This window comes from Arthrobacter sp. 8AJ (genome assembly GCF_902506025.1).
Classification (GTDB): Bacteria; Actinomycetota; Actinomycetes; order Actinomycetales; family Micrococcaceae; genus Arthrobacter.
This window is the reverse complement of the sequence record NZ_LR733289.1, coordinates 266,116-286,346: the sequence shown is the minus strand read 5'-3', so window position 1 is coordinate 286,346 and position 20,231 is coordinate 266,116. Positions and strand designations below refer to the sequence as shown.

The following is a 20,231-nucleotide window of genomic DNA, read 5'->3' as shown; positions in this document are numbered from 1 at the left end:
CGCAGCCAGGACCCGCGCTACAGCCGCGTGAGCTGGGGGTACTTGGCCTGCAGGTTGTCCCCGGAGGATTTCCCGGTGACACGGCGGACCACCCACGGCGCCGCGTATTCGCGGAACCACTGGGCGTTGGCACGGATGGCGTCGGCCCCGCTCAGTTCCGGCACCGGAGTCATGGGCGGGACGTCAATGGAGTGGTCATATTTGAGGACCTCAAGCACGCGCTTGGCCATGTTCGCGTGGCCGGCGGCGGACATATGCATCCGGTCGTGGGCCCACATGCCCCAGTCGTAGTACTCGCTGAAGCGCCAGTAGTCCACCAGCAGGGCGCCGTGGTCCCCGGCGATCCCGCGGACCAGTTCGTTGTAAATGGCAGTGCGGCCCCGCATGGTGCCGAACACTTTCGAACCCCGGGCGTCGAAACCCGTGAACATCACCACGGTGGCGCCGGTGGCAGCGAGCTTCGCCACGGCGTCGTTGTATTCCACGAGGAGATCATCGATGTCCACGCGCGGGCGGAGGATGTCATTGGCGCCGGCGTAGATGCTCACCAGGGTGGGGTTGAGCTCGACGGCGGCGTCCACCTGCTCAGCCAGGATTTGGCGGAGCTTCCTGCCACGGATGGCCAGGTTGGCATAGCCGAAGTCCGGGTCCGCGGCGCAGAGCTGTTCCGCCACACGGTCGGCCCATCCGCGGACACCGTTGGGACGTGCCGGGTCGTCGTCACCGACGCCTTCGGTGAAAGAGTCGCCGAGTGCCACAAACCGGGAAGTGAAATCCATGCGGTTAGTTTGCCACCCGTTGCTGGAAGCAACCAATCGCCCGGGTGCTCCCAGGTCAGGCCTGGGTTTCGCGCAGGATCCAGTGGTCCGAATCCAGGCGTCCCACCACTTTTTCACCGATCCGCGCCAGGTCCAGCACGTCCTGTTCAGTCAGGGCATCGAGGAACAGGTCACGGACGTCCTCAACATGCGCCGGGGCCAGGCCGACAATCGTGGCCATGCCTTCCTCGGTGAGGTGCGCCGTGGTCACCCTGGCGTCGTGGGGGTGCGGGCGGCGTTCCACCCAGCCGCGCTTCTGAAGTTTGGTCACCACGTGTGAGAGGCGGGACAGGGAGGCGCTGGTGCGGGCTGCGAGCTCGCTCATGGGCAGGAACCGGTCCTCGGCTTCGGACAGCATGGCCAGGACGGTGTAATCGAACAGGGACAGTTTTCCGGCGGCGTGCAGCTTGGTGTCCAGGGCGGCAGGCAGCAGCGTATTGATGCTTACCAGCGCCAGCCAGGCGCGGCGTTCGTCTGCGTTGAGCCAGCGGGGTTCGGTCATGTTCCCTATTCTACGATTGATCCTTCAAGTAGCTGGTGCGGCGCCGGTAGGCTTGCCCCATGTATGTTGTCTCCCTCACCTACCGCGTGCCCCAGGAGATCGTCGACTTCCACAACGACGCCCACATTGCCTGGCTGCAAAAGGCGTTCGACGACGGCGTGTTCATCGCCGCCGGACGCAAGATTCCGCGCACCGGCGGGTTGCTGCTGTCGCAGGCCGAACGGGAAACCCTGGACGCGAGCCTGGCGCAGGATCCGTTCTACACCAATGGGGTTGCCGACTTCGAAGTCATGGAGTTCCACGCCGGCCGGGTGGCCCCGGGGTACGAGATCCTGCTGGACACCCCTCCCCAGCCCGCACCCTAAGGCGGGCTGCTTCCCGAAGGTATGCTGCCGGCGTCGGACGTTCCGGCGGCGAGCTTCTTCAACCCGCCCTTCCGCGGAACCTTCACCGGCTGGGGCCAGCGCGGGGTGAGGGTGTCCCCCAGCGTGACCCCACGGAGCTTGCGGCCGAAGAGCGGCAGGACCCAGTCGTGGACCCAGCGGCGCTGGCGCCGCTCCCACTCGCGCAGGCCGGGCCGGGCGGGTGGTTCCCAGTCCCTGGGTTTGATCTTGTGCGGCACGCCCAGCTGGTCCAGCACCTGCCCGGCAAGGTATTTGTGCCCGGCTTTGGACATGTGAAGCCGGTCCGAGTCCCACATCCGCCGGTCGTGGAAGGCGTCCAGGCACCAGTAGTCCACCAGCACGGCCCCGTATTTATCCGCGATGTCCCGGACCCGCTGGTTGTAATAGGTGTTGCGCTTCTTCAGTGGCTCCAGCAGAGCGGACACCTTGACGTCGAACCCCGTGAAGAGGACCAGCGTGGCCCCGGTACCGGCCAGCCGGGCCACCAGCTGTTCGTAGTCCGCCATGAGCGCCGGCATGTCGGTCTTCAGGTCCAGGATGTCGTTGCCGCCGGCGTAGAGCGTGACAAGCGTTGGCCGCATCTGCAGCGCCGGTTCCAGCTGTTCGTCGACGATGTGCCGCAGTCGTTTGCTCCTGATGGCCAGGTTGGCATATTTCCACCCTGGCTGCGCCTTGGCGAGTTTCTCGGCCACCCGGTCGGCCCACCCCCGCACCCCGTTGGGCAGCCGCTCATCCCGATCCCCCACCCCTTCGGTAAAGGAATCCCCAAGGGCAACAAACACCCGCCGCCCGGAGTCAGGAAGCAAGGGATCAGAGGGCACGCCACGAAAGTACCGGGACAAGTCAAAGGAATCACGACTCCGGGATGAACAGTAAGTGATGGCGCGTCCCGGAAATACCGGCAGGATCTGATGGGGCGTCCCGGAAAAGCCGGGAGGATCTGATGGGGCGTTTGGCTAGCCTTCGGCTTTGCCCTGCCGCCAGTACCCCATGAACGCCACCTGTTTCCGGTCGATGCCCACGTCCCGGACAAGGTACCGCCGCAGTTCCTTCATGACCCCTGCTTCGCCCGCCATCCAAGCGTAGAAGGGCAGGGCGCCGGCGGGCAGGTGCGGGTTCCTGGAGCCGCTGATAACGGAGGATTCCAGGCGCCCGGGCGTCTCCCACAGGATGTCTTCATCCACGTTGACGTCATCGGGCTCAGGCCCGGCGCCGCCGTCGTCCGCCGTGATGCCCACCCAGCCCGGCACGGGGACGGCTTTGCGCACGGCCTCATGCAGCAGCTGCCCGTGTGGCCGGGACCGCCCGATGGCGGCGCCGCGGGCGAGCCAGGTGATTTCGATGTCCGCCGGGGAGCTGAGTTCCAGGAAGTCGCCTGCCTGCGGGACTTCTAGGAGGGCGTGGCCACTCATGTATGGCGGGAGCGTTTCCAGGATCGCGGAGATGGCGGGGACGGCGGTTTCGTCGCCGGCGAGCAGGACGCGCTGGGCCATGCCGGGGCGCCACTCGATACCGGAATAGGTTTCGGCGGTGACGCAGTGCGCGGCGCGGTTGTTCGGGCCGATGAGGGTGAGCGGGTCCCCGGGTTTGGCCTTGGATGCCCAGTCCGCTGCCGGCCCGGCGTGCCCATCCTCGTCGGCGTGCATCACGAAGTCGACGTCGATCTCGGGGTACACCGCATCCAGCCGCGCCTCCCGGACCGTATAGGTGCGCATGGAGCCGCGCACGGCCGGGTCCATGGCCAACCAGTCCCGGTACCAGCCGGCGTGGGCGGTGTCGAAGGCGGGGACCGGCAGGACCGACCCGTCGGGGGCCTGCGATGGAATGACGAGCTTCACCCGCAGGTCCAGGGTGTGGCCGTGGACGCCGAAGTCACGCAAGGAGTAGCCGCCGAAGGTGATCCTGCGGAACGTGGGGCTCAGTTGCTGGACAGCTGAGACGGTCACCTCGAAGGCAAGGCTCATCGGCTGGGTTGCCGGCTGGGTTGCGGCGCTTTCCCGGGTCTTCATGAAACGAGCTCCAGTTCGGTGGTTGTGGCGTGGTGGCGGCCGATGGGAAGGATCAGCGGGGTACCGGAGACGGGGTCCGGGATGACGCGGCTCTCCAGGCCGAAGACGTCTTTGACCAAGTCCTCCGTCACCACGTCCTGCGGGGAGCCCAAGGCCGCCACGGCGCCGTCTTTCATGGCGATGACGTGGTCCGCGTAGCGGGCGGCCAGGTTGAGGTCGTGCAGGACGATGGCCACGGTGGTGCCGCGCGTGCGGTTCAGGTCCGTCACCAGGTCCAGGACCTCCACCTGGTGGGCCAGGTCCAGGTAGGTGGTGGGTTCGTCCAGCAGCAGGACGTCGGTTTCCTGGGCAAGGGCCATGGCGATCCAGGCCCGCTGCCGCTGGCCGCCGGACAGTTCGTCAACGTCCCGCCCGGCGAGCTCCAGCGTTCCGGTGGCTTCCAGCGCGCGCTGCACCGCGGCGTCGTCCTTGACACTCCAGCTGCGGAAGAAGCCCTGGTGCGGGTAGCGTCCCCGCCCCACCAGGTCGCGGACGGTGATCCCGTCCGGGGCGCTGGGGTGCTGGGGCAGCAGGCCCAGGGTGCGGGCCAGTTCGCGTGCCGGGCGGGAATGGATGTCCTTGCCGTCCAGGGTCACGGCGCCGCGGACGGGTTTCAGGAGCCGGGACAGGCCTCGCAGCAGGGTCGACTTTCCGCAGGCGTTGGCGCCCACGATCATGGTTACCCTGCCTTCGGGAATCCGGACGCTGAGCCCGTCCACCACGCAGCGCTGGTGGTAGCTGAGGGTCAGGTCCTTGGCTTGGAGAACTGCCACGTCAGGCATCCTTTCGGTTGGCCGTGACCAGGAGCCACAGCAGGAACGGGGCGCCGAGCGCGCCGGTGACCACGCCCACCGGCAGCACGGTGCCGCCCAGGAGCAAGGGGGCCAGGTTGGCGGCGAAGTAGTCGGCCGCCAGGACAATCAGGGCGCCCACCATGGCCGACGCCGGCAGGCTGTCTTTGCCTGTGAAGCGTCGGGCGATGGGACCGGCCAGGAAGGCGACGAACGAGACCGGTCCGGCAGCCGCCGTCGCCACTGCTGCCAGCGATACCGCGACGACCACCAGTGCCAGGCGCGCGGTGTTGACCCGGACGCCCAGGCCGGCGGCTGCGTCATCCCCCAGTTCCAGGATGCGGAGCGGCCCGGCGATAAGCCCGGTGGCGGGAACCAGGGCGGCGAGCGCAAGGAAGAGGATCCCGGCGCGGTCCCAGTTGGCGGAGTTCAGGGATCCGTTCAGCCAGACCAGGGCGTCGGCGGCCGTACGGATGTCGGCCCGTGTCATCAGGAAGCTGACCACGGCCTGGAGGGCTGCCGCGGTCCCCACACCGGCCAGGACCAGCCTGTTTCCGGCAGCGGTTCCCCTTCCGGATCGGCGGGCGCCGCGGGAGATCACGTAAATCAGGGCCGCCACGGCAAGGGCACCCGCCAGCGCCGCCCCGGACACCGCGGCACCGGACGCGCCGAAAACAACGATCGCAACAACCGCGGCCGCGCTGGCCCCCGAGCTGATGCCGATGACGTCCGGGCTGGCGAGGGGGTTCCGCAGCATGGTCTGGAACAGGCCGCCGGCCAGGCCGAACGCGATCCCGATCAGGGTGCCGATGACGGCACGGGGAAGCTTGTTCTCCATCACGATGAAGCTGGCGCCCGGAATCTTCGCGCCGCCAGTGAGGTGGTTGAGGACGATGGTGAAGAAATCCGGGATGGTCACCGTGTAGCTGCCCAGCAGGACGGATGCGAAGAACAGGAGCACGACGGCGGCAGCCAGCATTCCAGTCCGGTGCAGCCGCCTCCGTCCCCCGCGCTGCTCCATCACTTTTGGTCCTTTAGGACCGGTTTTGGCAGCCCTATCTGATAGCGCAACGCCGGTCACAGGCCTGCCCCTTTCCCGCGGCGGACCAGCCACACGAATACGGGTGCGCCAATCAGGGCGGTCATAATGCCCGCCGGGATTTCACCGGGAAGCAGCACCACCCGGCCAACGATGTCCGCGCCCAGCAGCAGCACCGGGGCGGCCACCAGGGACAACGGCAGGATCCAGCGGTAGTCCGGGCCGGTGAGGAAGCGGACCGCATGCGGGATGACCAGGCCGACGAAGCCGATGGGACCTGCCAGCGCGGTGGCCGTGCCGCACAGCAGGACCAACCCCAGGGCCACCACGGCGCGGGCCAGGCCCACCCGTTGGCCCAGCCCGCGGGCAACGTCGTCCCCCAAGGCAAGGCTGTTGAGGGTCCGCCCGGCCAGCAGCACAACCAGCGCACCCGCCGCCAGGAACGGCAAACCCGGCAGGAGTACCGGCCAGTCACGGCCCGCGATGCCGCCCACCTGCCAGAAACGGAACCGGTCGAGGGTGTCCTGGCTGGAGACCAAGATGACGTTCATGAGCGATGACAGCCCGGCGCTCAATGCTGCTCCCGCCAGCGCGAGCTTCACCGGCGTTGCACCCTCCCGGCCCAGCGAGGCGATGAGGTACACCACGACGGCGGCCGCGGCGGCCCCGGTGAACGCGAACCAGATGTAGCCGGTGAAGGTGGTGACGCCGAACAGGTAGATTCCGGCCACTACCGCCAGGGCAGCCCCGGCGTTGACACCGATGATGCCGGGATCGGCCAGGGGATTGCGGGCAACACCCTGCATCGCCGCACCGGCAAGGCCCAGCGCACCGCCGGCCAGCAGGCCCAGGACGGTCCGCGGGATACGGGCGTGCACCACGGCATGGTCCCCGTTTGCGGGATCGAACGCTGTGAGCGCCTGCCACACAGTGCCGAGGGGAACGTCACGGGCGCCCACGGCCAGCGATGTGCCGGCCAGGAGGACCAGAACGACGACGGCGGCCAGCAGCCAGGCAGCAGGTTTCCTTCCCCGAGCATCACCCCGGAGGGTGCCCGGGGCTGCCGTGACCGGCACCTGGGTGCCGTTGTCCGCTGCCGGAGGCACCGTCGTCGTACTCATGGAGGTGCGCCTACTTCACTGCGTCCGCTGCTGTGGCAAGCTGCGGGAGGAACGTGTCCAGGGACCACGGCAGGCTCAGCGGCGACGATGCCGAGATGGAAAGGGTCAGCATGTTGTCCGAATCGGCCACCAGGGCACCATTCTTGATGGCCGGGATCTGGCCGAGGAGCGGGTCCGCCTTGATGGCGTCGGTTGTGGAGGCATCCGGAACCCAGGTGACGAAGATGTCCGACTGCAGTTCATTGGCTTTTTCGGCGGACCACGGAATGTAGAACTCCTTGGAGCCCTTGGAGTTGTCCGCCACCACCGGGGCGAGGGTCATGCCGATCTCGCTGAGGAAGCGGGGGCGGTTGTCGTTGGCGGTGTAGACGTTCACGCCGTCGCCCTTGGCAGGCTCCAGGTTGCCGTAGATGAAGCTCTTGCCTTGGATCTGGGGGTACTGGGCCACCTTGTCCTTGACCGTCGACTCGGTGTCGGAAACCAGCTTGGCGGCTTCGGCGTCCTTGCCCAGGGCCTTGCCGATGATGGTGGTGGAGTCCTGCCAGGACGTCCCATAAGCCACCTCGGGGTGCGCCACCACGGGGGCGATTTCGCTGAGCTTCTTGTAGTCCTCTTCCGTCAGGCCCGAGTAGGCGGCGAGGATGACGTCCGGGCTGAGCTTGGCAATCTCCGTGAAGTTGATCCCGTCTGCTTCCGAGTACTGGGCGGGAGCCTTGGCCGAACCGAAGCCCGCGCCCAGTTTTTCCAGCGCGGCGTCCTTCCAGGGGGTGGAGCCCTTGTCATTGCCGCCCCACTCGTTCCTGGGGACGCCCACCGGAACCACGCCCAGCGCGATGGCGACGTCGTCGTTCACCCAGGAAACGGTGGCAACCCGGGTGGGCTGCTTCTCGATGGTGGTACTGCCGTACACGTGCTCGATGGTGACCGGGAACGCGGTGCTGCTGCTGGAACTGCCGGCATCCGCAACGGTGGTGGCGGGACCTGTGCTGCACGCCGACAGCGTGAAGGCCGCCGCAGCCAGCACTGCGGCAGCCTTTCCGGCCGAGGAAAACAGCGTTCGGCGGGTGGGCGCTGGTACGGGAAAGAGGGGGAACGACACGGGGCTCCTTGAATCGGACTGGTCAAAACTTAAGTAAGGCTAACCTATGTAAATGCGCATTACGCAACACTTTCATCACCTAATCCACCATCGTGATGAAAACCACATTCTGCGATTGGCTGCTTGGACAGGACCCGCATCCTTTGGCAGGATGGCCCTTGCTGGTCCGGCTTTTGAGACACCGGACGGCTGAACAGGAAAAGGACAACGGGAACGATGCGCACGCAGAGGGCCAACTGGGCCGCCGCTGCCGTGGAGAGCGGGGTGGCCGCTTTGGCCTGCACCGCGGAGACTGACTGACTCCCCCGTTACCCTTGGCCCGGCTCCGGGCTGCCCACCGTCACGAAAGTTTCAGCCATGCAATCAGTCACGTCCCAGCAAATCCGTTCATCCTTCGTCAACGCCAGCCGCTCGGAAGCTGCAAAGCTCACCCTGCCCAAAAACTTCGACTCGCTCGACTGGGGCAGCCTGGAATTCCTCGGCTGGCGGGACGAGAAGATGCCGCTGCGCGGCTACCTCGTGGTCCCGGGGCAAAAGGGCCTCACCGGGATCATGCTCCGGGCACCCGAAGGAGGGGCCAAGAAGAACCGGTCGGTGCTGTGTGAGCTCTGCCGGGATGTGTTATCCAAGGACGACGTCTTGTTGTGGGTCGCCAAGCGGGCGGGGCAGTCGGGACGGAACGGCAATACCGTCGGCACCCTGATCTGCGCCGACTTCGTGTGCTGCGGCAACGTCCGCAGGGAGCCGCCCGTCAATGAGATCAACCCTGATCCCGCCGCCGTGGTGGAACGCCAGATCAAGGGCCTGCAGGACCGCACGGCGCAGTTCCTGGCGCGCGTTCAGGCCAAGTAGGACTCCAGGCCACGTTGGCTGGCGAAGCCCCGATCACAGCCGTGATCGGGGCTTCCCTGCCTGCCGGTCAGCGGTAGGAGAAGCTCATCAGCACAGCCTTCAGCGCCTGGCCTTCGGCGCCCCAGTACCAGGCCTTCGCCGCGTCATCGTTGGCGAACGGCTGCGCGTCGAACAGGACGTCCGCGCTCACGACCCGGTCGCCAAGCAGCACCGGACCTTCCAGCATCTGTCCGTCCGGGGAAACAGGCAATCCAGCCGTGAGTTCCATGCGGTATCTTTCGGCGCCTTCACTGCGGTCTACAAAGAACGATGCATGCGGCGTGGGAACAGAATGGTCCCGGAGGCCCAGGACAGGGTCTGTTTCGATGACGGTCCGGGTGGCAGAGCTGGCGACGACGTCGGCGATTTGACCGTAGTAGATGTTGATGCGGCTGCTTCCTTCGGCATCGTGAACCGTGGCCGTTCCCACATACGGAGTTTTCGACGGCTCGAAAAGCTCCACCGTCCAGTCCGCCGGATGGCTGAAGGACAGCCGGCCATCGGGAAAGGTGAAGACGGCCGGCCCCGGGGGAACCGGGGAAGATGTGGCGGCGGGAACTATTGCCCGGCCAGGGTCCGGGGCCACGGTGGAAATGGCGGCGGACCCCGTGGATGAACCGCCATTCGCCGGGGTCCCCTCCGCACAAGCCGCGAGAGGGAGCAGCGCAGCAGCGAGCGCGAGCGGTGCACATTGCAGAAGGCGCATGGGAAGGCCTTTCAAGAGGACGCCATTGTTCTCTCTTGGAACAGCGCGGACCCAGCTTCCCGCAGTACCGATGGGATTTCTTCAGGCGAGGTGTGGTTGGTCATCCCAGAGTGGCACAACGAAAACACCGGCCACCATGGCGCGGCCAATAAGTCCACCAATTTGTTATTTGGCGTGGTGTCCGGTTACCGCAGGACGATGTCCACCGGGTTCGCCTCCGACCGCCATGCGCCCTCCTCGCCGGGGCGGGGACGGATCACCGGCGCCGTGAGGACACCGGAGCGGTTGGTGCGCCGGTCGCGGAGGATCTCCGTAACCGAGCCCAGGTGCCGGGACAGGTCGATCACGTTCTCCGGAGCCGCGAGCAGCAGCTGGAATCCAAATTCGTGCAGCGCCTTGATTCCGGCGCCGGCGAACTCCTCCGACGCGAGCACGAAGGCCTCGTCCATCATCACGGTGCCGTAGGTGGTGAAGCCCTGCTCGGCGATGCCCAGCTGGTAGCTCAGGGCCGCGGCCATGATGAAGGCGGTGAACCGCTGCCGCTCGCCGCCGGACATGGAGCCGGTGTCAGCGTGCATGAACACTTCGGTCTTCTTACCGCCACGGGGGCCGGTGACTTCCCGGTGCTCCTTGCACTGGATGAACAGGTGCCCGCGCACGTCCAGCACCTCGGCCCGCCACCTCCGGTCCTCGGGTGCCTGGGAGCCAAGCCGCTTCACCAGCGTCTCCAGGGATTTGTAGCGGGCGGTGAGCTCGCCGTCGTCGTCCCCTTCAGCGCCGGAACCCTCCGCCCGGCCAGCCTCCGTTTTGGCCGGCCGGCTGTGCCGGGCCTTCAACGCGTTCTGGATGGCATCCTTGAACTGCTTGGCCGTGGGTGGCAGCGTCTGCTTGATGTCCAGTTCCAGGTAGCTGCCCTCGTGGAAGTTCACCTGCGACAGGATGCCGTTCAGGGGCAGGATGCGGCTGGTGATGGAGCGGCGTTCCTCGTCCAGCAGGTGCAGCAAGGTACTGAAGGACTCGTGCGTGCGCTGATTGAAGAACTGGCGGAACTCCGCCTCCTGCGCGGGCAGGCCGTCGTTCACGATCGCGTGGTAGCGCGCCTCGAACTCGCTCGCGGCGCCGATGCTGGTGCCGTGGTCCGCAGAGATGGCGCTGCCCCACTCACGCACGAAGCCCTCGAAAATGCGGGTAAGCCGCTCCGCCGTCGCCTGCCCCCGCGACTCCGCGGTGTGCAGTTCGCCCAGCAGCGCGGTCCGCACCCGGTTGGCCAGGTTGTCCAGCTCGTGCATTTCCGTGATCTCGCCGAAGTCGGCGAAGTAGGGTTCCAGGGCTTTGACGGTGGCGTCCGACGGCGGCGCCTGGGCCAGGCGGTCGCGCGCGGCTTCCAGCAGGCTGTCGGCAGCCGTCAGCTGGCGGTCGAGTGCCTTGTATTCGCTTTGCAGGACCGCTGCGGACTCGGTGCTGGACTGGTGCTTGTGCCGGACTTCCTCGATGGTGGCACGCAGCGGCTCCAGGTCCGCCTGTGCCGCCAGGGCATCCTTGAGCCGCTGCTCGATCCGCGCCAGCTCATCGGCCGCCACCGCGGCAGACACCTGTTCCCAGGGACGGTCGTCTTCCGCGATCCGGCGCAGTGCGTCAAGCTGCCGGCTCATGCCCTGGTGCGAATCCTCGCGGCTTTGCGCCAGTTCGGCGGCTTTGGCCACTTCCTGCCGGAGGTCCTCCACCTGCCCGGCCACGAGCTCCAGCTTGGCCGCATTATCGAAGCCCAGGACGTAATCCTGGCGGCTGGTGAACCGGTCGTCCTTTTCCACCGTGTGCCGGTTGCGCTTGACCACGCCGCCCAGGCTGAGGCCCTTGTCCAGGGCGGCCAGTTCGTCAGGATCCTCCACGCAGGGGTAGGCGAAGTCGAGGGCGATCCGCTCGCGGACCCATTCGCCGGCTTGAGCAGCCGCACCTGAGGCGAGGATGTCCAGCTTGGTGAGCAGGTCGCCGTCGCGCGCGTCCTCCACGGCGAGCGCGCCACCGGCGAGCGGCTTGGAGACATCCACGGCCCGCAGCGCGCCGCGGACGTTGTGGTCGTTGAGGTAGCGGGTCACGGCGCCGAAGTGCTCGCCGGGAACCAGCAGGGTGGTGGCCAGGTTGCGGAGCGCCCGTTCGGCAGCGGGGCGCCACCGTTCCTCCCCTTCGGCGAGGTCCATGAGCTCGCCGGCGAAGGGCATGCGGTCCTCGGGGATGCCGGTTGCCGCGGCAATGGCGGCGCGGTTTTCAATGCTCGACGGCGGCAGCAACGATTTGCGCGTCTTCAGTGAGACGAGTTCCTGCTCAGCCGCGGCCAGTTCGCGTTTCCGGCTGGCGTGCGCGTCGAACGCCTCGAACCGCAGCTCCTGCAGGGCCTGCGAATCATCCTTCAGCTCGGCGGACCGGGCCGCCGCCTGCTCGTGTGCCTGCTCCCAGCCGGCGGCGCTCCACTCGAGCTGCAGGCCGGCGTCGGCCAGTGCCTGCTGGGCTGCCTCCTCCACCTGCTGGCGGAGTTTCAGGCCAACCCGGGCGTTCTCCAGCGACTGCTCAATGGCCGAGATCGCGTTGCCGCCCTGGTTGTTGTAGTCGGCCTCCAGCTCCCGTAATTCCTTGGCCAGGCCGTCGCGGACCGCACGCTCGGCGCCGAGTTCCTTGGCCTTGGCCTGCGCCAGCTCACGGAAACGGACCAGCGTCTTCTCGTGGACCGTTACTGACAGCTGCTGCTTGTACGCCTCGAATTCACCGCCCACCAGCTCCCGGAGCCGGTTCGCGTCCAGCAGCGACTGCGCGTATTCGCGGTTCAGCCCAGGGACAGGGGCCAACTGGTCGCGCTGCTGCCGGACATCTTCCAGCCGCTGGCGGATGGACATCAGGTTGCTGAACTCCTCCACCACGTCGTCCGCGGCGGTCAGCGTTGCCGGCGCGTCCAGGACCTGGTCGCGGAAGAAAGTGTTGACGCTGCCGCCAAGGCCCTTGCCTGCCTGGATCACACGCAGCAGGGGCAGCGCCTGGTCCGAGCTGATCCCCAGCAGCCGCCGGAACCGCTCCGCGAAGGCCTTGTGCACGTCGAAGACCTGGGCGTGCGGGAAGAGCGTCTCCAAGACGCCCTTGGTGAAGCGCTTGTCCGCGATACCCTCTACCGCTTCAAGGTCCAGGGGCACGTTGTCGATCAGGTAGAACCGGCCCACGCTGGACTCGGTGCCGTTCTTGGGCAGGTCGAACAGTGCCGAGACCGTCACCCGTGTGCCGGCGGCGTTGTCGAACGTCAGCGCGACGGCGGACCAGGTGGCACCCGGGCGCTGGAAGGCACTCGCTGAGCCCTCGCCCACGGCCTTGTCCCCCACCTTGCCGCGCATGTACGTGAAAGTGGTCCGCTTGTCCTCCACGGCACCCGAACGCTGCGCGGCGGCCTCATTCGACCTCGGCCGGGCATCGAACACCCGCAGCATTGCATCGAACAGCGTGGACTTGCCCACGCCGGAGTTACCCGTCAGCAGGGTGCCGTTCCGGTCCACGTGCATCGTGTGCGCGCCGTGGAACGTCCCCCAGTTGACCACCTGCACCAGCGCCAGGCGCATCTGCCCGGGGTTGGTCACGTCCCCCAACGGAAGCATGCTCGCGATCGTCACTGCCCTGCCTCCTTAGCTGTGGTTGGGAACGACGACAGCGCTGCCGCCCCCGCCCCTTCGCCGGGCGGCATTGGTCCTGCGGACCATGCGCCCGGCTCCGACAGGCCCGATGCCACTCCCGGGGCGGCAGCGCCGTCGTCGTCATTCTCGTCCCCACCTTGGGCGTCAAACTCCAACAGTGCTTCCGTGCCCGTGGCGTCGGCCGAAGCCGCTACCAAGGCCTCGATGTGGGCCGGGATGTCGCCGATGTTTTCGAACGGGAGGGCCAGGGGCAGGGCGTTGGAGATGGTGTAGACGTCGTCCAGTCCGGTGGGGAGCAGGAGTTGGCGGGCCAGGAGCTTGGTGATGGCGCGGGTGACCACGTCCGAATCCCGCAGGGCGTCCTGCTGGCCGGCGGGCTGGTAGTGCGCCACCAGGTCCGTGATTTCCTCGCGGGTGATGGTGGGGTCCGTCTGTGCCGTGACGTGCCGGTCCAGCAGCAGGCGCAGCCGGAGCAGCACGATGGTTTCCACCCGGCTGAGGGCGCGCTGCTGGCGCAGGATGCTGGACCGCGTGTTGCCGCCGATCACCTCCGGATCCACGGGGCGCAGGACGGCGATCTTCCGCTCATGGTCCAGCTGCAGGGTCAGGAACAGCTCGGACAGGCGGCTGCGCAGGATCACCTGGTTGTCCAGCAGCACCGTCCAGAGCTTTTCGTCCCGGCCGCCGTCAATGTAGGGGCCCTTGAGGAGCTTCACCAGGGCCTGCCGCACCTTCATCGACAGGACTCCGGTGTCGCCGGGGAACAAGGCGGCGCCGTCGACGAAGGTGTCGCGGGGTGAGACTGCAAAGGGGTACTCAGCGCCCGATGCCGCCTTGGTGTCAGCCTGCTCAACCAACGACTCCTCCAGGTGTTCTCCAGCCGGCGTTTCCGCGGACTCAACTACCGGCGTCGTGCTTTCCTCAGTCATCTGAATCCTTTGCGAGCGTGACCACCGGCAGGTAGGCCTTGCGGGTGGAGCCGTCTATCTGTTCGAAGTCCAGGCCATCCCAGGCGCCGCGGTTGAAGTCCGCCCCGGCGTGGAGGGCTTCCGACAGGAGGGCGCGGATGGTGTTGATGTGCTGCTCTTCGGGCGGCAGCTGGTGCCAGGCATCGGCAAGGGTTGCAGCTCCTGCCATGGCCGCCCGGACCACCGCCGGTTTGGCCTTGCCGGTCCTCGGCGAGCGCACCCGGTCCGAGTCCGTGAAGGCGATGGGATCGGCCAGGCGGGGCGGTGCCGCGAACTCGTCGGGATCGAAAAGCTTCACCATGGACAGGGACTCAAAGCCGGCGTTGTAGAGGACCGGCCCGGGGACCAGCCCAGGGCGTTCCCGCTCGTACGGCAGGGAACGGATGGCCTGCTCCGCTTCGCGCAGGACCTGCCGCAGCCGGACCGACTGGCGGAAGTCGTCGCTCTGGACGTAGGTGTTGAGGCTTTCGCTCAGCTTGCCGTAGATGCGCTGGATCTGGCTGTGCTGCTGGCGGAGTTCGGCCACCAGGTTCTTCAGCGTTTCCCGGTCGTCCGGCGAGAGGTCGTCGGCGAACTGTCGGCTCAGCACCTCGCCGATCGCCGACCGGAACCGCAGCTGCTGCTGCGGATCCTCCAGGAATGCCGTGAAGGACCGGAACGTCCTGCCCTCGGGACTTTGGCGGAGCCGCTTGTCGGCTTCCAGGACCTGCGCCATGGTGGCGCCCTTGGTCAGGGACTCCTCGATGATCTGGTTGCGGAGGCCGCCCACCAGTTCCTCGATCCGGTCACGCATCTTCTTGTAGTCCGCGGGCAGGCTGGCCGCCAGGTCCAGGATGTTTCCGGCGGCCTCCACCGCTTCATCGTCGTCCAGCAGGCCGTCGAACTCGCCGGTACTGATGTCCTGGATGAGCTGCTGCCGCTCTTCGATTTCCTCTTCGAGGGCTTCGAGCCGGGCGCTCTGGTCCGGGTTGGTTTCGTTGGCGAGCTTTTCCACGTCTCCCAGCAGGGTGCCCAGGCGGGACCCGTTCAGGGTGGACCGCTCGCTGGAGAGGCTGTCCAGGAAGGCGAGCACACGGGCCGCCGGCTCGGTTGCCTCGTAAACGATCTGGCCTGACTGGTTGCGGCGGGTCAGGAACTGCCGCCGGGTCCATTCGTCGCCAAAAGCCTTTCCGTTGGCCCCTCCTCCCAGCCCGGGATCCTGGCGGCGGAGCTCCTCAAGGAAGGAGTCGACGTCGGCATGGAATTCCTCGAGCGGAACCTGCGGCCGGGTGCGGGTGAAGGAAGCCTGGAGCACGGCAATCACCCACGGCGCCGAACGCGTCAGGGCCCAGGCAGGTCCCTTGGTGAGGAGTTCGAGGTCCCGGAGCCGGGCGCTGATGGCGTCAGCGGATGACCTGGCGGAGCGGGGCACACACTCTCCTTGGGCTGGTGGGCGGGGGCTGGGCAGGAGGTGGCCCGAAGTGGACCGACCGGAAAACTGCCAACTACAAGGTTAACGCAGGCCGCCGCGACCGCTTCGTGACCTACCTGCGGGTAGTGTTTCAATCCCGTATCAACAGTCACATCTGCCCCATCCAGCACTGGCTGGGCGTGCGGCCGTCCCCCTACGCTTCTGCTACTGGTCTTCGCCACCGCAGTCTTTTGCACAGCAACGTCGCAGCAGGGGGATTCATGCAGTTCGATTTAAGCTCAGTGGAAACAGCCACCTTGGTCTTCATCGGGACCCTGGTCTTTGGCGCATTATTGGCCGCCTTCGTCCTCACGGCCGGACTGGTTGCCCTGGTAGCGCTGGGGGCCGGCAAGCTCACCTGGATGGTGGTGGTCAATACCCTGATGGCGGTAGTCCACGGGATCAACTCCGGCTGGGACAGGCTGGTCCACCGCGCCTCGGCCGTCGAGCTTCCCGGCGATTTCCAGCCCCAGCCATCCCCTAGCACCGGAACCTACCCGCGGGTAATCTTGAGGGACAGCTGAAGGGTTCTCCAACCCGGCGGATCCATGGCTACACCGGCCAATCCGGCCAAGGAGATAACCCATGACCTCCGCAACTGACAGCCAGGCCAAAGACGCCCCGGCTGAAGAAACCCCCGTCCCCGCCGGAAACATCGGCGCCGGAGCTACCGCCGAAGATGCGCGGGCCGTCGCCGAGGCCGCCCGGGAAACAGGCTGGGACCGCCCCAGCTTCGCCAAGGGCCTCTACCTGGGCAATTTCGACCTGGACCTGGTCCACCCATGGCCCGCCGCGGACCCCGCCTCCGTGGACCGGGGCGAGGAGTTCATGTCCCGCCTCACCGAGTTCGCAAAAACCATGTCCGGGCGGGTCATCGAACGGGATGCGAAGATTCCGGACGACTACATCAAGGGCCTGGCGGACCTGGGTGTCTTCGGGATGAAGATCCCGGAGGAGTACGGGGGGCTGGGCCTCTCCCTGGTGTATTACGGCCGGGCCCTCGCCCTGCTGGGCAGCGTGCACCCCAGTCTGGGCGCCCTCATCTCCGCCCACCAGTCCATCGGCGTGCCGGAGCCCGTCAAGGTCTTCGGCACGCCCGAACAAAAGCGCGAGTACCTGCCGCGGTGTGCCGCAGGCGCCGTCACGGCCTTCCTCCTCACCGAACCCGACGTCGGGAGCGACCCCGCCCGCCTGGGCAGCACGGCAACGCCAACGGACGACGGCGACGCGTACCTTTTGGACGGCGTGAAGCTTTGGACCACCAACGGCGTGATCGCCGAACTGGTGGTGGTGATGGCCGTGGTTCCGGCGCACACCGACGCGCACGGCACCCGGCACAAGGGCGGCATCAGCGCCTTCGTGGTGGAGATGGATTCGCCCGGCATCACGGTGGAGAACCGCAACGCGTTCATGGGCCTGCGCGGCATCGAGAACGGCGTGACCCGCTTCCACCAGGTGCGCGTGCCGGCCGCCAACCGGCTGGGCCGCGAGGGCCAGGGCCTGAAGATCGCGCTCACCACACTCAACACCGGCCGCCTTGCGCTCCCGGCACTGTGCGTGGCCTCCGGGCGATGGAGCCTGAAGATTGCCCGCGAATGGTCCAATGCGCGCACCCAGTGGGGCAGGCCCGTGGGTGAACACGAGGCCGTGGGCAAGAAGATTGCGTTCATCGCGGCCTCGGCCTTTGCCCTGGACGCGGTGTTTGAACTGTCCGCCGAACTTGCCGATGCGGGGCAGAAGGACGTCCGCATCGAAGCGGCGCTCGCAAAGCTTTGGGCCACGGAGATCAGCTGCCGGATCGCGGACGAGCTGGTCCAGATCCGGGGCGGGCGGGGGTTCGAAACAGCCGAGTCGCTGGCCGCCCGCGGGGAACGCGCAGTACCGGCGGAGCAGCAGCTGCGGGACCTCCGCATCAACAGGATCTTCGAAGGGTCCTCCGAAATCATGCGGCTGCTGATTGCGCGGGAAGCTGTGGACGCGCACCTTGCCGCCGCGGGCGACCTCGCCTCCCTCGACGCGAGCCTGGCCGACAAAGCGAAAGCCGCCGTCGGCGCTTCCGGCTTCTACGCCAAGTGGCTCCCCAAGCTGGTGGCGGGCGCCGGCATGGACCCCCGCTCGTATGGCGAGTTCGGCAGGCTGGCCAGGCACCTTCGCTTCGTTGAACGCTCATCGCGGCGCCTGGCGCGGCAAACTTTTTACGGCATGGGCCGGTGGCAGGCCAAGCTTGAGCGCAAGCAGGCGTTCCTGGGCCGCGTGGTGGACATCGGCGCGGAACTGTTTGCCATGACTGCCTGCTGCTCCCGGGCCGAGATGCTCCTCAAGTCCTCCCCTGGCAAGGCCGCCGGCGCCTACGAGCTCGCCGACGCCTATTGCGAGCAGGCAAGGGTGCGCGTGGACGAATACTTCGACCAGCTGTGGCGGAACACGGACGACGCCGACCAGTCACTGACGCGCAAGGTCCTCGCCGGCGATTATGAATGGCTGGAAGTGGGGGTCCTGGACCAATCCGAGGGCACGGGCCCGTGGATCGCCGACGCTTCGCCCGGGCCTTCCGCCAAGGAGGACCTCCACCGGAAGTACCGGTAAAACTGCAGGTCACAAAATAGTAAGCACGCTTGCTATCACTCCGGGCGGGTGGTTGAGTTGAGCCATGAGCAGCTCAACGGACCCAGAGAACCTGCCTCCCCGCCGTGCCCGGGAGGACGAAACCACCCGGGGCGGAGGCCACCGGGAAGCAGCCGCGGACGATGCCGCCACGCGCTCGATGGACCAGGCACCGATCCGCCCCAGGGACCGCGACCGGGCCGTGGACCGGGACTATGCGGCGCCGACGGCCGAGCGGACGTACGCTCCTGCCCCGACCACGGCGACACCCGTGGTGGCACCCGCGGCGGACCCAACCCTGGCAGACAGGGAAACTGCCGTGGCGCGCCAGAAGGAGCGGTTCGGCGGCATCAAGGTTGGCTCTGCCTTCTTTGGCTGGCTGACCGCCACCGGAATGGCCGTCCTGCTGACCGCACTGGTGGCAGCGGCCGGGACCGCCGTGGGCCTCGCCAGCAACACCGACGTCAACCAGGCCGTAAACCAGGCCGCCCAGAACAGCGGCACGGTCGGTTTGGTGGGGATCATCGTCCTGCTGGTGATCCTGTTCCTCTCCTATTACTGCGGCGGCTACGTGGCAGGCCGCATGGCCCGCTTCAACGGCGTCAAGCAGGGGATCATGGTGTGGATCTGGGCCCTGATCGCGGCCGTTGTGGTGGCCATCCTGGGGCTCGTGGCAGGGCAGCAGTTCAACGTCCTGGCCAACCTGAACAGCTTTCCGCGCATCCCCATCAATGAAGGGCAGCTGACCACCACCAGCATTATCGCCGCGGTAGTGGTTGCGGCGGTGGCGCTCGTGGGTGCGGTGCTCGGCGGCCTGGCAGGCATGCGGTTCCACCGGAAGGTTGACCGTGCCGGATTCACCCCGGACAGCGAGTTTTACGACGACGAGGAGTAGTCAGGCGAGGATGTCGCCGTCCACGTACAGCCAGTGCCCGCCCTCCCGGACGAACCGGCTGTTCTCGTGAAGGACGCCGCGGTCCTTGCCGTGCCGGTAGAACGCCTTGAATTCCACGGTTCCCTCCGTGTCGAAGGGGCCCCCGTTCCCGGTGGCCACAATGTCCAGGCGGCGCCATTCCATGGCTGGGTCCAGGTCCAGGGCTGCCGGCGCGGTGGACGGATGGTGGGTGCGCAGAAGGTAAGCCTCGTCGAGCAGGGCAAAGGCGCTGTACCGGGACCGCATCAGCTGTTCCGCCGTGGCGGCCTCCGCCCGGCCGGAATGGAACCGGCCACAGCACGCCGCGTACGGATCTCCGGACAGACATATGCAGTTTGCGGAATCTATTGATGCGGTCACCCGGTGATGCTGTCATATCGGGTAACAGCTTCGCTACAACCTGGCACCGGGCCCTGCCCGCCCGGGCACGGCCGGACAAAAATCCGTATGGTGGAGAAGGAGCTTTGCGCCCGGCCTTATGCGCCGCACGCGGGCCCAGGATGTTGGCCAGAGAGGAGAAGACGTGGAGAACCCGGACACTCTCGTCCTCAACCTGACCTTCCTGGGCACGATGGGCGTGGCTCTCCTGATGTTCCTGGTCCTCTTCCTGCTCGGGGTTATTACCCTGGTCCTCGCGGGTCTGGGGCGCCTCACGGCCGTCGTGCTGATGACCCTGCTCGGGCGGGCGCCCGGCAAACGGGACTCCGCCGGTTCCGCCGGCGCACCCGCCCGGCAGCCCCGCCCGCGAACGACGTTCCGGGAACGTGCCGCCGCGCTGAAGCCGGGCCGGCTGAAGGAGTCGCTGCGCACCGCCGTCGTACGCCACCCGAAACTTGCCGCAGCCCGCCCTGAACCGCAGGTCCTCGCCGAAGACTGGGCCTCCGCCGTCGCGGAAGCCGACAAGCGCGCCCAGGCCAGGGCGCGGGCGGCTGCGCCGGAAATCAAACTGTACGTGCGGGATCTTCCGGATCCGGCCGTCCCCGCGGACAAGGTCTCCGAGGTAGCCCCGCTGGTGGAGTCCGCCCTGCACAACCACCGGCCGCCCCATGAGATGCCGCGGTCCTTCAAGAAGCCCCAGCCGCTGCATCCGCTGCCGCCGCTGGATACTGGGTCCCTCGTTTCGCTGGCCGGCCCGCAACAGGTACTCAAGGAGCAGCAGGCCAAGGAGAATGGCTAAGCCCTTACCCT

At 67.2% G+C, this 20,231-nt stretch carries 19 protein-coding genes; 6 read left to right on the top strand and 13 right to left on the bottom strand.

The features are described 5' to 3' along the window. Positions 1-17: 17 nt before the first annotated feature. Positions 18-779 (bottom strand): SGNH/GDSL hydrolase family protein, encoded by a 762-nt coding sequence (locus BACI349Y_RS01350; RefSeq protein ID WP_159629767.1) that lies wholly within the window; start codon positions 777-779, stop codon positions 18-20. A gap of 55 nt (positions 780-834) precedes the next feature. After that, positions 835-1,320: a MarR family winged helix-turn-helix transcriptional regulator gene (locus tag BACI349Y_RS01345; RefSeq protein ID WP_159629765.1), complete on the bottom strand. Its 486-nt coding sequence runs from the start codon at positions 1,318-1,320 to the stop codon at positions 835-837. A 59-nt stretch (positions 1,321-1,379) separates the two neighbouring features. Between BACI349Y_RS01345 and BACI349Y_RS01340 the strand changes: the two genes are divergently transcribed. Continuing rightward, entirely contained in the window at positions 1,380-1,685 is a 306-nt protein-coding gene (locus BACI349Y_RS01340) for a YciI family protein (RefSeq protein WP_159629763.1), read from the top strand. Here BACI349Y_RS01340 and BACI349Y_RS01335 read toward each other — a convergent pair. From BACI349Y_RS01335 to BACI349Y_RS01310, 6 genes are all read right to left on the bottom strand, one after another. After that, positions 1,682-2,545 (bottom strand): SGNH/GDSL hydrolase family protein, encoded by an 864-nt coding sequence (locus tag BACI349Y_RS01335; RefSeq protein ID WP_159629761.1) that lies wholly within the window; start codon positions 2,543-2,545, stop codon positions 1,682-1,684. The genes BACI349Y_RS01340 and BACI349Y_RS01335 overlap by 4 nt on opposite strands. Positions 2,546-2,680: 135 nt before the next feature. Further along, on the bottom strand, positions 2,681-3,733 hold the full coding sequence (locus BACI349Y_RS01330) for a siderophore-interacting protein (RefSeq protein WP_159629759.1): 1,053 nt from the start codon (positions 3,731-3,733) through the stop codon (positions 2,681-2,683). Continuing rightward, entirely contained in the window at positions 3,730-4,545 is an 816-nt protein-coding gene (locus BACI349Y_RS01325; RefSeq protein ID WP_236560685.1) for an ABC transporter ATP-binding protein, read from the bottom strand. Before BACI349Y_RS01325 ends, BACI349Y_RS01330 begins: the two co-directional genes overlap by 4 nt. 1 nt (position 4,546) lies before the next feature. Further along, positions 4,547-5,584, bottom strand: coding sequence for a FecCD family ABC transporter permease (locus BACI349Y_RS01320; RefSeq protein WP_159635024.1), 1,038 nt, complete (start codon positions 5,582-5,584; stop codon positions 4,547-4,549). Positions 5,585-5,640: 56 nt separating this feature from the next. Beyond that, on the bottom strand, positions 5,641-6,723 hold the full coding sequence (locus BACI349Y_RS01315) for a FecCD family ABC transporter permease (protein WP_159629755.1): 1,083 nt from the start codon (positions 6,721-6,723) through the stop codon (positions 5,641-5,643). 10 nt (positions 6,724-6,733) lie between these two features. Beyond that, a complete protein-coding gene (locus BACI349Y_RS01310) occupies positions 6,734-7,822 on the bottom strand; it encodes an iron-siderophore ABC transporter substrate-binding protein (protein WP_159629753.1) in 1,089 nt (362 codons plus the stop codon). A gap of 357 nt (positions 7,823-8,179) precedes the next feature. On the opposite strand from BACI349Y_RS01310, the gene BACI349Y_RS01305 reads away from it, so the two are divergent. Continuing rightward, positions 8,180-8,674: an FBP domain-containing protein gene (locus tag BACI349Y_RS01305; protein ID WP_159629751.1), complete on the top strand. Its 495-nt coding sequence runs from the start codon at positions 8,180-8,182 to the stop codon at positions 8,672-8,674. A gap of 67 nt (positions 8,675-8,741) precedes the next feature. Here the strand turns inward: BACI349Y_RS01305 and BACI349Y_RS01300 are convergent, their stop codons facing one another. The 4 genes from BACI349Y_RS01300 to BACI349Y_RS01285 form a co-directional block, all read right to left on the bottom strand. Next, positions 8,742-9,419, bottom strand: coding sequence for a hypothetical protein (locus BACI349Y_RS01300; protein WP_159629749.1), 678 nt, complete (start codon positions 9,417-9,419; stop codon positions 8,742-8,744). A gap of 185 nt (positions 9,420-9,604) precedes the next feature. Beyond that, on the bottom strand, positions 9,605-13,066 hold the full coding sequence (locus tag BACI349Y_RS01295) for an ATP-binding protein (RefSeq protein WP_159629747.1): 3,462 nt from the start codon (positions 13,064-13,066) through the stop codon (positions 9,605-9,607). Further along, on the bottom strand, positions 13,063-14,016 hold the full coding sequence (locus BACI349Y_RS01290; protein ID WP_236560684.1) for a DUF4194 domain-containing protein: 954 nt from the start codon (positions 14,014-14,016) through the stop codon (positions 13,063-13,065). Before BACI349Y_RS01290 ends, BACI349Y_RS01295 begins: the two co-directional genes overlap by 4 nt. Next, positions 14,009-15,466 (bottom strand): DUF3375 family protein, encoded by a 1,458-nt coding sequence (locus tag BACI349Y_RS01285; RefSeq protein WP_159629745.1) that lies wholly within the window; start codon positions 15,464-15,466, stop codon positions 14,009-14,011. Before BACI349Y_RS01285 ends, BACI349Y_RS01290 begins: the two co-directional genes overlap by 8 nt. Before the next feature lie 260 nt (positions 15,467-15,726). Between BACI349Y_RS01285 and BACI349Y_RS01280 the strand changes: the two genes are divergently transcribed. The 3 genes from BACI349Y_RS01280 (at position 15,727) to BACI349Y_RS01270 (ending at position 19,004) form a co-directional block, all read left to right on the top strand. Further along, the gene (locus tag BACI349Y_RS01280) at positions 15,727-16,029 is read left to right on the top strand and encodes a hypothetical protein (RefSeq protein ID WP_159629743.1); all 303 of its coding nucleotides are present in this window, start codon (positions 15,727-15,729) and stop codon (positions 16,027-16,029) included. 61 nt (positions 16,030-16,090) lie between these two features. Continuing rightward, complete coding sequence (locus tag BACI349Y_RS01275; protein WP_159629741.1) at positions 16,091-18,091, top strand: acyl-CoA dehydrogenase family protein; 2,001 nt, start codon at positions 16,091-16,093, stop codon at positions 18,089-18,091. Positions 18,092-18,155: 64 nt separating this feature from the next. Further along, positions 18,156-19,004: a hypothetical protein gene (locus tag BACI349Y_RS01270; RefSeq protein ID WP_159629739.1), complete on the top strand. Its 849-nt coding sequence runs from the start codon at positions 18,156-18,158 to the stop codon at positions 19,002-19,004. Here BACI349Y_RS01270 and BACI349Y_RS01265 read toward each other — a convergent pair whose 3' ends face one another. Next, positions 19,005-19,403, bottom strand: a complete 399-nt coding sequence (locus tag BACI349Y_RS01265; protein WP_236560683.1) for a YchJ family protein — start codon at positions 19,401-19,403, stop codon at positions 19,005-19,007. Positions 19,404-19,566: 163 nt separating this feature from the next. Here BACI349Y_RS01265 and BACI349Y_RS01260 point away from each other — a divergent pair, with 163 nt between their 5' ends. Next, positions 19,567-20,220, top strand: a complete 654-nt coding sequence (locus tag BACI349Y_RS01260; protein WP_159629737.1) for a hypothetical protein — start codon at positions 19,567-19,569, stop codon at positions 20,218-20,220. The last annotated feature ends 11 nt before the right edge of the window (positions 20,221-20,231 follow it).